This is a genomic window from Isoptericola sp. NPDC057559 (assembly GCF_042801555.1).
Lineage (GTDB): Bacteria > Actinomycetota > Actinomycetes > Actinomycetales > Cellulomonadaceae > Isoptericola.
Map to the genome: position 1 here is coordinate 67,261 of NZ_JBHVFQ010000008.1, position 13,773 is coordinate 81,033.

11 protein-coding genes are annotated in these 13,773 nt (G+C 75.2%); 3 read left to right on the plus strand and 8 right to left on the minus strand.

All coding sequences use genetic code 11. The features are described from left to right. The first annotated feature begins 40 nt into the window (after positions 1-40). Positions 41-1,567, plus strand: a complete 1,527-nt coding sequence (locus ACFU5J_RS10150; protein ID WP_430578641.1) for a phytoene desaturase family protein — start codon at positions 41-43, stop codon at positions 1,565-1,567. Between the two features lie 53 nt (positions 1,568-1,620). Here ACFU5J_RS10150 and ACFU5J_RS10155 read toward each other — a convergent pair whose 3' ends face one another. Continuing rightward, positions 1,621-2,649, minus strand: coding sequence for a hypothetical protein (locus tag ACFU5J_RS10155; protein WP_430576860.1), 1,029 nt, complete (start codon positions 2,647-2,649; stop codon positions 1,621-1,623). Between the two features lie 38 nt (positions 2,650-2,687). Continuing rightward, the gene (locus ACFU5J_RS10160; RefSeq protein ID WP_430576979.1) at positions 2,688-3,119 is read right to left on the minus strand and encodes a nucleoside deaminase; all 432 of its coding nucleotides are present in this window, start codon (positions 3,117-3,119) and stop codon (positions 2,688-2,690) included. Between the two features lie 185 nt (positions 3,120-3,304). On the opposite strand from ACFU5J_RS10160, the gene upp reads away from it, so the two are divergent. Then, the gene (gene upp / locus ACFU5J_RS10165) at positions 3,305-3,940 is read left to right on the plus strand and encodes a uracil phosphoribosyltransferase (protein WP_430576861.1); all 636 of its coding nucleotides are present in this window, start codon (positions 3,305-3,307) and stop codon (positions 3,938-3,940) included. 4 nt (positions 3,941-3,944) lie between these two features. On the opposite strand, the gene ACFU5J_RS10170 is transcribed toward upp, so the two are convergent. Next, the gene (locus ACFU5J_RS10170) at positions 3,945-7,946 is read right to left on the minus strand and encodes a sigma-70 family RNA polymerase sigma factor (protein WP_430578642.1); all 4,002 of its coding nucleotides are present in this window, start codon (positions 7,944-7,946) and stop codon (positions 3,945-3,947) included. 224 nt (positions 7,947-8,170) lie between these two features. Here ACFU5J_RS10170 and ACFU5J_RS10175 point away from each other — a divergent pair, with 224 nt between their 5' ends. Further along, positions 8,171-8,947, plus strand: a complete 777-nt coding sequence (locus ACFU5J_RS10175) for a hypothetical protein (protein ID WP_430576863.1) — start codon at positions 8,171-8,173, stop codon at positions 8,945-8,947. A gap of 78 nt (positions 8,948-9,025) precedes the next feature. Here the strand turns inward: ACFU5J_RS10175 and ACFU5J_RS10180 are convergent, their stop codons facing one another. From ACFU5J_RS10180 to dnaK, 5 genes are all read right to left on the minus strand, one after another. Then, on the minus strand, positions 9,026-9,334 hold the full coding sequence (locus tag ACFU5J_RS10180; protein WP_430576864.1) for a DUF1540 domain-containing protein: 309 nt from the start codon (positions 9,332-9,334) through the stop codon (positions 9,026-9,028). A gap of 157 nt (positions 9,335-9,491) precedes the next feature. Further along, complete coding sequence (locus tag ACFU5J_RS10185; RefSeq protein WP_430576865.1) at positions 9,492-9,920, minus strand: heat shock protein transcriptional repressor HspR; 429 nt, start codon at positions 9,918-9,920, stop codon at positions 9,492-9,494. A gap of 83 nt (positions 9,921-10,003) precedes the next feature. After that, complete coding sequence (locus tag ACFU5J_RS10190) at positions 10,004-11,008, minus strand: DnaJ C-terminal domain-containing protein (RefSeq protein WP_430576866.1); 1,005 nt, start codon at positions 11,006-11,008, stop codon at positions 10,004-10,006. Positions 11,009-11,125: 117 nt separating this feature from the next. After that, entirely contained in the window at positions 11,126-11,764 is a 639-nt protein-coding gene (gene grpE / locus ACFU5J_RS10195; protein ID WP_430578643.1) for a nucleotide exchange factor GrpE, read from the minus strand. Next, positions 11,761-13,644 carry a molecular chaperone DnaK gene (gene dnaK, locus ACFU5J_RS10200; RefSeq protein ID WP_430576868.1) on the minus strand — a complete coding sequence of 628 codons (1,884 nt, stop codon included), beginning with the start codon at positions 13,642-13,644 and terminating at the stop codon, positions 11,761-11,763. The genes grpE and dnaK overlap by 4 nt, the downstream gene beginning before the upstream one ends. Between the last annotated feature and the right edge of the window lie 129 nt (positions 13,645-13,773).

Genomic DNA, 13,773 nt, shown 5'->3' on the forward strand with positions numbered 1-13,773 from the left:
AATCGCAGGAGACACCCTCCCACCGAGCCGAGGAGCCGCCGTGCTGGACGCCGTCGTCGTCGGGTCGGGCCCCAACGGGCTCGCCGCGGCCGTGACGCTCGCCCGCGCGGGCCTGTCGGTGACCGTCCTGGAGGCGAACGCCACCGTGGGCGGCGGGGCCCGCACGCTGGCGCCCGGCGACGACGGCGACCTGTTCGCCGGGCTGCCGGACGGCGTCGTGCACGACCTGTGCTCCGCCGGGCACCCGATGGCGTGGGCCTCGCCGTTCTTCCGCGCCTTCGACCTGCCCGCGCACGGCGTCGAGCTGCTCACGCCGGAGGCGTCGTACGCGCAGCCGCTGCCGGACGGCCCCGCGGGCGTCGCGTACCGCGACCTGGACCGCACCGTCGACCGGCTGGGCGCCGACGGCGCCGCGTGGCGCGCGCTGCTCGGCCCGCTCGCCGCGCGGTGGGAGGCCGTGGTCGCCGTCGCGATGGGCGACCGCCGCTCCCTCCCGCCCGGGCTGCTCGACCGGGCCGACCCGGTGGGCCGCGTGCTCACGGCCGCCCGGTTCGGCCTCGGCCTGGCCGAGCAGGGCACGGCCGCGTGGGACGCCCGGTTCGCCGAGGAGGCCGCGCCCGCGATGCTCACCGGCATCGCCTCGCACGCGATCGTGCGGCTGCCCTCGCTGTCCGGCGCGGGCACGTCCCTGCTGCTGGGCGCGCTGGCGCACGCCGGGCCCGGGACCGCGGGGCTCGACGGCGGGTGGGCGATCCCCCGCGGCGGGTCGGGCGCCCTCACCGCGGCGCTGGTCGCCGACCTGGAGGCCCACGGCGGGACGGTCGTCACCAGGCACCGCGTGCGCACCCCGGCGGACCTGCCCGCCGCCCGCGCGGTCCTGTTCGACACCACGCCCCGCACGCTGCTCGAGGTGCTCGGAGCGGCCGTGCCGCCCGGTGTGCGCCACGCGCTCGAGGCGTTCCGGTACGGCAACGCCGCAGCCAAGGTGGACTACGTGCTCTCCGGGCCGGTGCCGTGGGCCGACCCGGAGGTGGGGCGCGCCGGCACGGTGCACGTGGGTGGCACCCGCGCCGAGGTGGCCCGGGCCGAGAACGAGGTGGCCGCCGGCATCCACGCCGCCCGCCCCGTGTGCCTGGTCAGCGACCCGACCGTCGTCGACACCTCGCGGCGCGTGCCGACGTCCGACGGCGAGCTGCGCCCCCTGTGGGCGTACACGCACGTGCCCGCGGGCTCGGACGTCGACGTCACCGCGACCGTCACCGCGCAGATCGAGCGCTTCGCGCCGGGGTTCCGCGACGTCGTCGTCGGCGCGCGGGCCGTCCCCGCCGCCCGCATGGCGGAGCACAACCGCAACTACGTGGGCGGGGACATCTCCGCGGGCGCGGCCACGATGTGGCAGATGCTCGCCCGCCCCACCCTGCGGGCGGACCCGTTCCGCGTCGCCGGCGGCGTCTACCTGTGCTCCGCGTCCGCGCCCCCGGGGCCGGGGGTGCACGGGATGAGCGGCTGGCACGCGGCGCGCCGCGCGCTGCGGGACGTGTTCGGCATCCGCGTCGCGGCGCTGTAGCGACCGCGCCCGTCGGGCCCCCGTCGTCGGCCCCGTCGGCCCCGTCGGCCCCGTCAGCCCGCGGCGGCCCAGCGCGTGGTGCGCTCGCGCAGATCGGTGACCCCGACGCGGCCCGTCGGCGACGTCGTCACGACGCGCCCGCGCGGCCCCAGCCCGGCGGCGTACCGCTCGGCGAGGGCCGCCTCGGCGTCGGCGTCGCCCGCGTCGGCCGCCACCAGCAGGGCGGCCAGGGCGTCGGTGAGGGTGTCCCACGCGTCGTCCGTCAGCGGCACCAGCGGCACGTGCCCCGGCGGGGAGGCGGCGACGAGCGCCGCGACGGCGGGCTCGTCGGGCAGCGCCCCCCAGAGGTCCCAGAGCAGCAGCTCGTCGCGCATGCGGTGCGCGAGCTCCAGCAGCACATAGCCCCGCACGAAGTCCTTGCCGCCCAGGTCGGGCAGCTCGGGAGCCACGCCGTAGGACGCCGGGTCCACCTCGCCGGCACGGATCGCCCGCCACACCTCGGCGGCGGTGGGGAACGGCGACGCCGGCCCGGTGGGCATGTCGCGCACGTCGAAGTCCCACGGCCCGTCGGGCGTCAGCTCCGGGTCCCAGCGCACCCAGCGCCCGGCGCCCCCGTCGGCCCCCGCGTCCCAGTGCTCGACGACGACGTGGTCGTGGAAGAACGGCGGCTCGAAGTACCCCGCGAACCCGATCCGCGACCGTGCGGGCACCCCGTGCTCGCGCAGCACGCCGAGCGAGAACAGCGTGTGGTCGCGGCAGCACCCGGCGACCTGGCGGTGCAGCTCGCGGGGCGCGCCGAGCGGGCCGGGCTGCCGCGCCACGGCGGTGCCGAGCACGGCGGACAGCCACCGCTGGTCGATGTCGTCGCGTTGCTCGTCGGCGAGGTCGGGGTCCCCGGCGCGGTAGTGCACGATCGTCGCGCAGGCGGCGGCCCCCGTGGCGGCGGGGTCCGGCGCCACGGCGCGGAGCAGGTCCGCGTGCGGGCCGGGGTCGGAGTAGGCGCTCTGCCGCGCGTAGTCGGCGAGCGTGGGGGCCGCGCGGCCGTCGGCGGCCGGGGCGTCGTGCGAGGCGGTGGCGTCCATGCGGGTAGGACCTCCGTCGGCGGCGGGAGTCGTCGCCGTCAGCGGCGGGACTCGAAGAAGTCTCGCAGGATTCCTCCGCATTCGTCCTCGCGGATCCCGCCGACCACCTCGACGGCGTGGTTGGCGCGCTGGTCGCGCACCAGGTCCCAGACGGAGCCGGTGGCGCCCGCCTTCGGGTCCCAGGCGCCGAGCACCAGGCGGCGCACCCGCGCGGCGACGAGCGCGCCCGCGCACATCACGCACGGCTCCAGCGTGACGACGAGGGTGCAGCCCTCGAGCCGCCACTCGCCGCGGGTGGCGGCGGCCTGCCGCAGGGCGAGCACCTCGGCGTGCGCGGTCGGGTCGCCCGTCTCCTCGCGGCGGTTGCGGCCGAGGCCGACCAGACGCCCGTCCGCGTCGACGACGAGCGCCCCCACGGGGACGTCGTCGCTGGCGAGCGCGTGCGACGCCTCGTGCAGCGCCAACCCCATGAGCGCGTCCCACACCGCGCGCCGCCGGCTGACCGTGTGCGGCGGGAACTCGCCGTCGGCCCAGGGCAGCGCGAGGCCCGACCGGGGGCTGCCGGTGGTGCCGGCGGGGTCGGCGGCGGACGTCACACGACCCAGGCTAGCCGCGGGGAGGTGCTGCGGCCCCTCCCGCCGGTACCGTGGGGGCCATGCGCCTGCACGTCGCCGACCACCCGCTGGTGGACCACAAGCTCACCGTCCTCCGTGACGAGAACACCCCGTCGGCGACGTTCCGTCTCCTCGTCGACGAGCTCGTGACCCTGCTCGCCTACGAGGCGACGCGGCACGTACGCACGGAGCCCAAGGAGATCCGCACCCCGGTCACCACGACCACGGGCGTGCGCCTGAGCGACCCGAGCCCGATCGTGGTGCCGATCCTGCGCGCCGGGCTGGGGATGCTCGAGGGCATGACGCGCATGATCCCGACGGCGGAGGTCGGCTTCCTCGGCCTGCAGCGCGACGAGTCCACCTACGAGGCCGTCACCTACGCGAACCGCCTGCCCGACGACCTCACCGACCGGCAGGTCTTCCTCCTCGACCCGATGCTCGCCACCGGCGGCACGCTGGTCGCGGCGATCGACTACGTGCTGGAGCGCGGCGCGCGCGACGTCACCGCCGTCTGCCTGCTCGCCACGCCCGAGGGCCTCAAGGTGCTCGAGGACGCCATCGGCTCCCGCGTCGACGTGCAGATCGTGGTGGCCGCCGTCGACGAGCGCCTCAACGAGCAGAAGTACATCGTGCCCGGCCTCGGCGACGCCGGGGACCGGCTGTACGGCATCGTCTGAGACGTCAGCGGTACTCGCAGTCCGCGATCCGCTCCCAGCCGCCGCCGCGCCAGTGGTGGCCGCTCCACCAGCGCCCGTTGCCCGGGTTGCCCTGCGCGGCGGCGTTGCCGTTCCCGTTGTCGTTCCCCTGGCCGTTCCCGTTGCCGTTCCCGTTCCCGTTGCCCTGCCCGTTGCCCTGCCCGTTGCCCTGGTTGCCGTTCCCCTGGTTGCCCTGCGAGCCCACGAACCGGTAGTCGGCGCCGCGCCACGAGGCGACGTCCCCCACCTCGTAGCTCGCGCCCCAGCGGTACTGCGGCGAGCACCAGCCCGCGGTGCCGGTGAACGGGTCGACGACGAGGTCGGTGGTCCAGTCGTCCGTGCGGACGGTGAACGTGGCGCCCTTGCGCCCCGTCACCGTGCCGCCGTCGGCGCGGACGCTCTGCCGCGCGGGCACGGTCACCTTCGCGTCGGCACCGTTCGTGCCCGTGACCGTGAAGTCGAGCGGCACGGACGACCCGGAGTTGTCGAGCACCACGGTCGCGGACCGGGTCGACGTCGAGCGCCACCGGTCCTTCGTGACCTGCACGTCGCCCTGCTCTACCCGCGCCCCGGGGTCGACGACGACGCACGACACGGCGTCGTAGGAGACCGTCCGCTCGACGGTGGGCCGGCGGTCCTCGATGGTCCGCGCGAGCCGCAGGGTCAGCGAGCCGGCGTCCGCCTGGAGCCCGCCGACGCGCGTCGTGAGCGTCGCGTCCGAGCCCGCCGCGACCCGCGTGCCGTCGCCGTCGCCGAGCTGGGCCGCCCACGCGACCGACCCGCGGTTGCGCACCGTCACGGCCACCTGCGCCCGGTCGTCGACGCACTGCGTCGCGACGCTCACGTCGACGGTCGCGTCGGGCCAGGTCGCGGTGGCGCAGCCCTCGAAGGCGGGCACGTCCACGGTGGCCAGGTCGCGGCCGTCCGCGGTCACCGCCACCGTGCGGGTGCCCCACGGGACGGTCACCTGGAGCTCGCCCTTCGCCCCGGCGGCGACCAGCGCGGTGCGGCCGTCGCCGGTGCCGGCGGCCACGGCGAACTTCACCGGGAAGGTGCTGGCGGAGTTGTCGACGGGGATCGTCACCGTGCGCCACGACGTGTCGGCCGACGCGTCGAACCGGCACTCGCCGGCGAGCGTCGCCGGCCCGCCCACGGCCGGGGCCACGGCCGCGGCGTCGTAGCGGGCGGTGGGCGCCACGGCGGGCACGACGCCCTGCGCCGGCTGGTCGCCGTCCCGGTCCGCCACCCAGCGGTACAGCTGGAACTCGGCGGTGCCCGCGTCGAGCGACGACCGGCCGGTCGGCACGACGAAGGTCGCGCTCTCGCCCGGGGCCACGCGCTTCTGGTCCGCCGCGGCGCCGCCGGCGGCGGTCATGCCCACCCGCATCGGCTCGTCGCTGGTGTTGGTCAGGGTGCCGCGCACCTGCAGGCGGCCGTCGTCGTTCGTCACGGCGGCGGTGCTGGTGACGTCCCAGCGCGGGTCGTAGCAGTCGGCCGCCCCGTGCTGCCCGCCGGCCACGGTGGTCCGGTACGTCTCGCCGCCCAGCGAGGTGGACACGACCCACGACGCCGCGCCCGACGGAACGCGGATCCCGTCGGGCACCTGCACGGTGACCGACTCCCCCGGCGCGATCTGCTGCGGCGCGGCTCCGGAGGACCCCGCCGCGTCGAGCCGCACGGTCAGGGTCTGGTCGGTGAGGTTCGTGTACGTGCCCTCGACCGCGACGGACGCGGTGCCGATGCCGCCGGTCACGAGGCAGCGCGCCGCGACGGTCCGCGCGCCGGCGGCGGCACCGACCCACGGGTCGGAGACGGTCACGGCGGCGGCGCTGGGCAGCGAGTGCGTGGAGCCGGGGAGCTGCGGTGCGGCGGCCACCGAGAGGGACCCCGGCGTGGTCGTGCCGTCCGCGACGACGCGCACCCGCACCGACCGCTGCTCGCCGGGCGCCAGCGGCGCGGCGTCCGGGGCGGCGACGCACGACCAGACCGTGCCGGCCCCCGTCGCGCCGCCCGCGGCGGGCACGCAGCCCAGGTCGCCGTCGGAGGCGACGGGCCGCAGGCCCGGCGGCACGGTGAGCGCCACGGACCAGGCGGCGGCCGGCTGGTCGCCGGTGTTCCGCACCGCGACGGGCACCCACGCGGCGCCCGGGTTCGAGACGGCGACGACGTCGCCCGCGGACGCCGTGAGCTCGGCGCCGTACGGCAGCACCGTGGTCGGGGGCAGCGTGAGCGACTCGGGCGCCACGCCCGTGGCCCAGACCGACGCGCCGATCGCGTAGCTGCCGCCGGCGTTCGCCCGCACGGGCACCGACCCGGTGCGGGACTCGCCCGCCGCCAGCGAGCCGATCGTGCAGCGTGCGACGCGCGCGTCGGCCCCGGTGGGCGTGCAGGCGAGCGCGTCCGAGGCGATCGTGCCGACCGCCGACGCCCCGACCGACGCCGTCGGCAGGGCCAGGTCGACCCCGGCGGGCAGCGCGACCTCGATGACGGTCTCGTCGGCGGTCGCCGCCCCGGTGTTGGTGACGGTGAGCACCAGGGGCTGCGACGTGCGCGGCTGCAGCGGGTTGCCCGCCGCGGAGACCGTGAGGTCCGCGACCGGCGTGAGGAGCAGGGAGGGGCCGAGCAGGTTGACGGGGCTCGTCGGGTCGGCGGTGGGGTCGCCGCCGGTCGCGTCGTCGCCGCCGGGCACCACCGCGACGTCCGTGGTGTCCCCGGGCGGCGCCCACGGCTGGCCCTGGATGGTCATGGGGGCGGGCTGGCCGGTGGTCGGCGGCTCGTGGCCGGTGCCGAGGGCGTTGAGCACGGTGACGACGCCGACGGTCGCGACCGCGACGGCGCTCGCCGCGGCGGCCACGCTCGCCGTGCCCATGACGGCGCCGGCGGCGGCCGCCGTGCCCGCCGTCGCGGCGGTGGCGGCCGAGCCCGTCGCGACCCCCGCCGTCGCGGCCCCCGCGAGTGACGCGCCGCCGGCCGCGCTCGTCGCGGCGCCCGTCGTGGCGGCCGCCGTCGTGCCCGCCGCGGCCCCCGAGGAGATCCCGGCCCCGCCGACCCCCGCCGCCCCGACCGTCGTCCCCGTGGCGCTGCCCACGACCGTCCCGACCGACGTCGCGCCGCCGGCCGCCGCGCCGCTGCCGACCGCGCCGCCCATCGCCCCGACGGCGCCGCCGATCGCGCCGCCGATCGGCAGCGCTCCCACGACGGCCAGGCCCGCGAGACCCACGATCAGGGGGGCGATGACGGAGCGCATGCCGTGCGCGATGTCGCCGAGCTCGAGCACGAGCGCGCGGCACTCGCCGCACGACTCCAGGTGGGCGTCGACCTTCGCGACCTCGCGCCGCGCCAGCCCGCCGCGCACGTACGCGCCGAGCAGCGGGTTCACCGTGCGGCACCCGTCCGTCGGCGCGTGCGTGAGGTGCTCCTGCAGGTAGCCGACCCGCAGCCCCTCGCGCGCGCGGTACGCGAGCGCGGAGACGCCGTTGGGGGTCAGGCCGAGGATCGGCGCCACCTCGGCCGGCGTGCGCCCCTCGATCTCCGTGTACCAGAGCACGGCCTGCCAGCGCTCCGGCAGCGCCTGGTAGGCGTTCTTCACGACGGAGCGCTCGAAGCCCTCGAGCGTGGGGACGTCGGTGGAGTCGGCCAGGCCGAGCGCGGCCTCGAACGTGCCGTCGTCGGCGGTGGGGCGGGTGCGACGCACGCCCCGCGCCAGGTCGCCGGCGAGGCGCCGCACGACCGTCAGCAGGTAGGCCCGGAACGTGGCGTCGGGGCCGCCCCCGTGCTGCAGCACGTCGAGCACGCGGTGGAACGCCTCGGAGACCAGGTCGTCCGCGTCGGCGGCGGAGCGGACGTACTGCCGGGCGACCGCGCGGGCCGCGGGCACGTGCCGCACGTACAGGGCTCCGAACGCCTCGAGGTCGCCTCCGCGCACGTCGAGGATCAGCTCGGCATCGCTCCGCGCCGAGTCGTCAGACCCCACGTAGACGTCCGTCATCGCCGACCTCGCTCTGGCCTCGTCGCGCGATGGATGCCTCGCGCAGACTCCCGTACTTTACGTGCGTTCAGGCAGGGCTGGGCGGGTGAACTTCCTCAAGAAAGCCGCAGGAAAGCCGCATGTTTCCGTGCCTCGGGCAGCGGCGAGAGCCTACCCGGTATGCCAACCCGGTGAAATTGCCGCACAACTGCGTCATGATGGCTGGTCATGGGGGTCCCTTCATCATGAACCGGTCCACGAGCGGGCCCACGGACGCGCCCGAGCATCCTTCGGACGTCCTCGACCGCTGGCGCGCGACGAGCCTCGCCGAGGTCTGGCTGCGCCCCGACGACTGGTACCACCCCGCGGTCGACGCGCTCGTCGAGGCGTTCGACGAGCGCCGCTCCCCGCACGCCGCCGCCCACCGCCTGGGCTCCGCGCGGGGCCGCGCGGGCGTCGGGCTGGGCGAGACGCTGGACGACGTCGAGTGCCTGTACCGCTCCGCCCACGCCGACCCCGACCCGGACGCGATCCGCGCGGTCGCCGTCGGCTGGGTGCGCGGCCGGGACACCGAGCCGGCGCTGAGCGGCGTCCGCGACCCCGGCACCGGGCTGCCCACGCGCGAGTACCTCGCGGAGCGGCTGCGGGAGACGTACGGCGCCGCCGTGGGCGCGGAGGACGGCGTGTCCGTCACGCACTGCCTCGTCGTCGTCGACGTCGCCGTCGACGGGCTCGCCCCGTGGGACCGGGCCGCGCGCTCCGCGACCGTGGGCCGCGCGCTGGAGCAGATCTACGGGGAGGGGCACCCGATGGCGGCGCTGACCGACGGCGTCTTCGCCGTGCTGGCCCGCCGTGACACGGGCGTGCCCGACCTGGCGAAGTCCACCCGCAGCGTCGTGGAGCGCAACGCCGCGCTCATGGGGCTCGGGGACGCGCTGCGGCGCCCCACCCGCGTGTGGGTGGAGCAGCTGCCCAGCACGCACGCGGCGGCCGCGCAGCTGCTGGCCCAGCTCGCCCGCTGACCGGCCCGCCGGCCGGCCGGCCCCGGACACGGGTCGAGCCCGCCAGGACCGGGTCCGGCGGGCTCGACGCGAGAGCGGTCAGGTCTGCGCGTAGGTGAGGCAGTCGGCGTGGTTCACGTCGTCCTGGCCGGGCCCGACACGGATGGCCGCGGCCGCGCACTCGAGCTCGTGGTTGTGCACGCAGTCGCCGCGCTGGCACGCCCCCACGTGGGCGACGACCTTCTCCAGGCCGCCCTTGGCGCTCAGCGGGATGAACGTGGCGCACGACGCGTCACCGGTGTGGCCGGCGATCGTGACCGCGCCGGCGTGACAGCCGTGGTCGTGGTTGTAGCCGCAGCCGTCGACGGTGCACTCGGTCACCTCGGGCATCTCCATCAGAGTGCTCATCGTGCGCTCCCTTGCCGATCGTCGTCGGCTCTCGCCGCCTTCGGCCAGGATATGACTATCGCACGGAATTGCACAGTGAATGCCGCACCGAATTCACTAAGGAATGCCTTACCCATTGCCTTGCGAATTAGCGAAGAATTGCGTTGCGGAAATACGCTCAGCTGCGACGGGGCATGGGGCGCCAGAGCACCAGCGCCCCCTCCTCGGCCTCCAGCTCCGACCGCTCGGCGCGGCGGACCCGCTGGCCACGCCGCACCACGACGACGTCGCCCGAGGACCCGGCGGTGAACACCCGGCCCCCGGGCTGCATCGCCAGCGCGGCCAGCCGCGCCTCGAGCTGGGCCACGTGCTCCTGCAGGTCGAGGATGCGCCGGATGCCGGCGAGGTTGATCCCCTCGACCTGCGCGAGACGCTGGACCTCCAGCAGGCGGGACACGTCGCGCTGCGAGTAGCGACGGCCGCGGCCCGCGGTGCGCCGGGGCGTCACCAGGCCGAGCCGGTCGTACTGGCGCAAGGTCTGGGGGTGCATCCCCGCGAGCCGGGCCGCCTGCGACACGGTCAGCACCGGGGCGTCCTCGGTGACCATCGCTACCTCCCTCGCTCGGTGCACGTCGCCACGTACCGGCCCGCGACGCGCGGCGGGCGTCACTCCACCGCGCGCTGCACTCGTCACTCCGCCGCGCGTTGCGCGAGCCCGGCCCGGACGTCCTCGTGGTCGCTCTCGGCGGCGAACGCCTCGAGCGCCTCCTTCGCCTTGCGGCTGAGCTTCTGCGGCACCGCCACCTGGACGGTGACCAGCAGGTCGCCCTGCGTCTTCGTGGTCCGCACGCCGCGGCCCTTGACCCGCAGCACGCGGCCCGACGGCGTGCCCGCCGGGACCTTGAGCCGCACGGTGCCGCCGTCGAGCGTCGGCACCTCGAGGGTCGTGCCCAGCGCGGCCTCCGCGAACGTCACGGGGACGGACATGCGCAGGTTGGCGCCGTCGAGCGTGAAGACGGGGTGCGGGGAGACGTGCACGGTGACCACGAGGTCGCCCGCGTCGCCGCCGCCCGCGCCCGGCCGGCCCTTGCCGCGGATGCGCAGCTTGCGCCCGTCGTTCACGCCCGCCGGGATCTTGGTCTTGACCTTGCGGCCGTCCACCGTGAACTCCACGGTGGCGCCCTCCACGGCCGTGCGGAACGGCAGCGTGGTCTCGGCTGCGACGTCGGCGCCCTTCTGCGGCGCGGTGAACCCGGCACGCTGCCGACCGCCGCCGCCACGGAAGCCGCCCTGGCCGCCGAGCATCGAGCTGAGGATGTCCTCGAAGCCGCCGCCCCCGCCCTGCGAGTACTGCGTGTAGCGGGCGTTCGGGGCGCCCTGGCCGCCGAACATCGAGCCGAAGACGTCCTCGAAGCCGTTGCCGCCGCCACCGGGGCCCGCGGCGAACCGCGCGCCGCCGCCGGCCATCGCCCGGACGGCGTCGTACTGCTGGCGCTGCTCGGTGTCCGAGAGCACCGCGTACGCCTCGCCGATCTCCTTGAACTTGGCCTCCGCCGACGCGTCCCCCGGGTTCTGGTCCGGGTGGTACTGGCGGGCCAGCTTGCGGTACGCCTTCTTGATGGCCGCGTCGTCCGCGTCCTTGGGGACGCCGAGAGCGGAGTAGAAGTCCTTCTCGATCCAGTCCTGACCTGTCACGACGCCCCCTTCCTGGTCATGCTCGTGATCTCATCATCCTCGTCGAACGGGCCCGGGCGGGGCACGCCGGTCTCGGCACGCCCCACCCGGACCTCGGCATCTCTCAGAACCTCGGTGTCACTCGGGCCCGACGACGCCCACGCGGGCGGCGCGGACCACCTTGTCGCCGATCCGGTAGCCGGGCTCCACCACCAGGCTGACGGTGGCGGCGGCGACGTCCGGGTCGACGTTGTGCATGAGCGCCTCGTGCACCGTCGGGTCGAACTCCTCCCCGACCGCGCCGAACCGCTCGATGCCGAACTTCGCCAGCGACGCGTCGAGCTTCTCCGCGATGGCCGCCATGGGCCCGGTGAGCTCGGCGTGCTGCTTGGCGCGCTCGATGTCGTCGAGCACCGGCAGCAGCGCGCTGAGCACGTCCTGCGTGCCCTGGGTGCGCGCCGCCTCCTGGTCGCGCAGCGACCGGTTGCGGTAGTTCGTGAACGACGCCCGCTCGCGCTGCAGCGCGTCCAGGTGCTGGGCCGCCTCGGCCTTGGCCTGGAGGACCTCAGCGCTCTCGGCGGCCTCGCCCTCGGGCTCGAAGTCGAGCGCCGCGAGCGGGTCGTCCGACGCGCCGGTCTGGTCGGCCGGCTCGGCCGGACGGGCCTCGCCCGACGTCGGGTCGACCTTCCGCTTGTCGGTGAAGCTGAACGGGGTCTCCCCCGAGCCCTCGGAGTTCTCCGGGGGCTCGGGGACCGACCGCTGGTTCTCGCCCGTCACTTCTTGTCGTCCTCGTCGTCGACGATCTCGGCGTCGACCACGTCCTCGTCGGGAGCGGAGGTCGCGCCCGCGGCCGCGGCCGCGTCGTCCTCGGCGGCCTGGGTGCTGCCCGCGGCCTGCTCCTGCTCGGCCGTGGCGTAGAGCGCCTGGCCGATCTTCTGCGAGGACGCGCCGAGCTTCTCGTACGCGGCCTTCACGGCGTCGGCGTCCTCGCCCTCCAGGGCGGTCTTGACGCCGGCGACGTCCGCCTCGACCTCGGTCACGACCTCGGCGGGGAGCTTGTCGCGGTTGTCCGCGATCTGCTTCTCCATCGAGTACGCGAACGCCTCGGCCTGGTTGCGGGTCTCGGCCTCCTCGCGGCGCTTCTTGTCCTCGGCCGCGTGCTCCTCGGCGTCCTTCACCATGCGGTCGATGTCCTCCTTGGGGAGGGCCGACCCGCCGGTGATCTTCATCGACTGCTCGGTGCCCGTGCCACGGTCCTTGGCGGACACGTGCACGATGCCGTTCGCGTCGATGTCGAAGGTGACCTCGATCTGCGGGACGCCGCGGGGCGCCGGGGCGATGCCGGTGAGCTCGAACGTGCCCAGCGGCTTGTTGTCGCGGGTGAACTCGCGCTCGCCCTGGAAGACCTGGATCGCGACGGACGGCTGGTTGTCCTCCGCCGTCGAGAAGATCTCGCTGCGCTTGGTCGGGATGGCCGTGTTGCGCTCGATGAGCTTGGTCATCACGCCACCCTTGGTCTCGATGCCGAGGGACAGCGGGGTGACGTCGATGAGCAGCACGTCCTTGCGCTCGCCGCCGATGACGCCGGCCTGCAGGGCCGCGCCCACGGCGACGACCTCGTCCGGGTTGACGCCCTTGTTGGGCTCGCGCCCGCCGGTGAGCTCCTTGACGACCTCGGTCACGGCCGGCATGCGGGTGGAACCACCCACGAGCACGACGTGGTCGATGTCGGACACCGAGATGCCGGCGTCGCGGATCACCGCGTGGAACGGCGCCTTGGTGCGGTCGATGAGGTCCTGCGTCATCTGCTGGAACTGCGCGCGCGTGAGCTTCTCGTCCAGGTGGACGGGGCCGTTCTCGCTCATCGACAGGTACTGCATCGAGATGGTGGTGCTCGTCGCGGAGGAGAGCTCCTTCTTGGCCTGCTCGGCCGCCTCGCGCAGGCGCTGCAGGGCGATCTTGTCCTTGGACAGGTCGACGCCCGCGCTGTTCTTCACCTGCTTGATGAGGTGGTCCACGACGCGCTGGTCCCAGTCGTCGCCGCCGAGGCGGTTGTCGCCGGACGTGGCGCGCACCTGGATGGTGGAGAAGTCGTCCTCGTCCTTGCCGACCTCGAGGAGCGAGACGTCGAACGTGCCGCCGCCCAGGTCGAAGACCAGGATGAGCTCGTCCTCCTTGCCCTTCTCCAGGCCGTAGGCGAGGGCCGCCGCGGTGGGCTCGTTGACGATGCGCGTCACGTTGAGGCCCGCGATCTGGCCGGCGTCCTTGGTCGCCTGGCGCTCGGCGTCGTTGAAGTACGCCGGGACGGTGATGACCGCGTCGGTGACGGGCTCGCCCAGGTACTCCTCGGCGTCGCGCTTGAGCTTGCCGAGCACGCGCGCGGAGATCTCCTGCGCGGTGTACTTCTTGTCGTCGATCTCGACCGACCAGTCGGTGCCCATGTGGCGCTTGACCGACGAGATGGTGCGGTCGACGTTGGTGACCGCCTGACGCTTGGCCACCTCACCGACGAGGACCTCGCCGGTCTTGGAGAACGCGACGACGGACGGCGTCGTGCGCGACCCCTCCGCGTTCGCGATGACGGTGGGCTCGCCGCCCTCCAGGACGGCGACCACCGAGTTGGTGGTACCGAGGTCGATACCGACTGCTCGAGCCATGTGTGCTGCCTCCATGCGTACGTCCGGGTGCCCGTGCACCCGAGGTTGAGTCAACTGCACTCAACGTAAATCTCGGCGTCCCAGTCTCGCAAACCGCGAGCGCCAAAGTTGAGTCTGTATGGCTCAACC

What these genes read in the sequence shown, in the direction of transcription:
- ACFU5J_RS10185 (WP_430576865.1), bottom strand. Translation starts at nt 9,920, where the DNA reads ATGGTCACCGAGGACGCCCCGGTGCTGACCGTGTCGCAGGCGGCCCGG.
- dnaK (WP_430576868.1), bottom strand. Translation starts at nt 13,644, where the DNA reads ATGGCTCGAGCAGTCGGTATCGACCTCGGTACCACCAACTCGGTGGTC.
- ACFU5J_RS10170 (WP_430578642.1), bottom strand. Translation starts at nt 7,946, where the DNA reads ATGACGGACGTCTACGTGGGGTCTGACGACTCGGCGCGGAGCGATGCC.
- ACFU5J_RS10180 (WP_430576864.1), bottom strand. Translation starts at nt 9,334, where the DNA reads ATGAGCACTCTGATGGAGATGCCCGAGGTGACCGAGTGCACCGTCGAC.
- ACFU5J_RS10160 (WP_430576979.1), bottom strand. Translation starts at nt 3,119, where the DNA reads ATGGGGTTGGCGCTGCACGAGGCGTCGCACGCGCTCGCCAGCGACGAC.
- upp (WP_430576861.1), top strand. Translation starts at nt 3,305, where the DNA reads ATGCGCCTGCACGTCGCCGACCACCCGCTGGTGGACCACAAGCTCACC.
- ACFU5J_RS10175 (WP_430576863.1), top strand. Translation starts at nt 8,171, where the DNA reads ATGAACCGGTCCACGAGCGGGCCCACGGACGCGCCCGAGCATCCTTCG.
- ACFU5J_RS10155 (WP_430576860.1), bottom strand. Translation starts at nt 2,649, where the DNA reads ATGGACGCCACCGCCTCGCACGACGCCCCGGCCGCCGACGGCCGCGCG.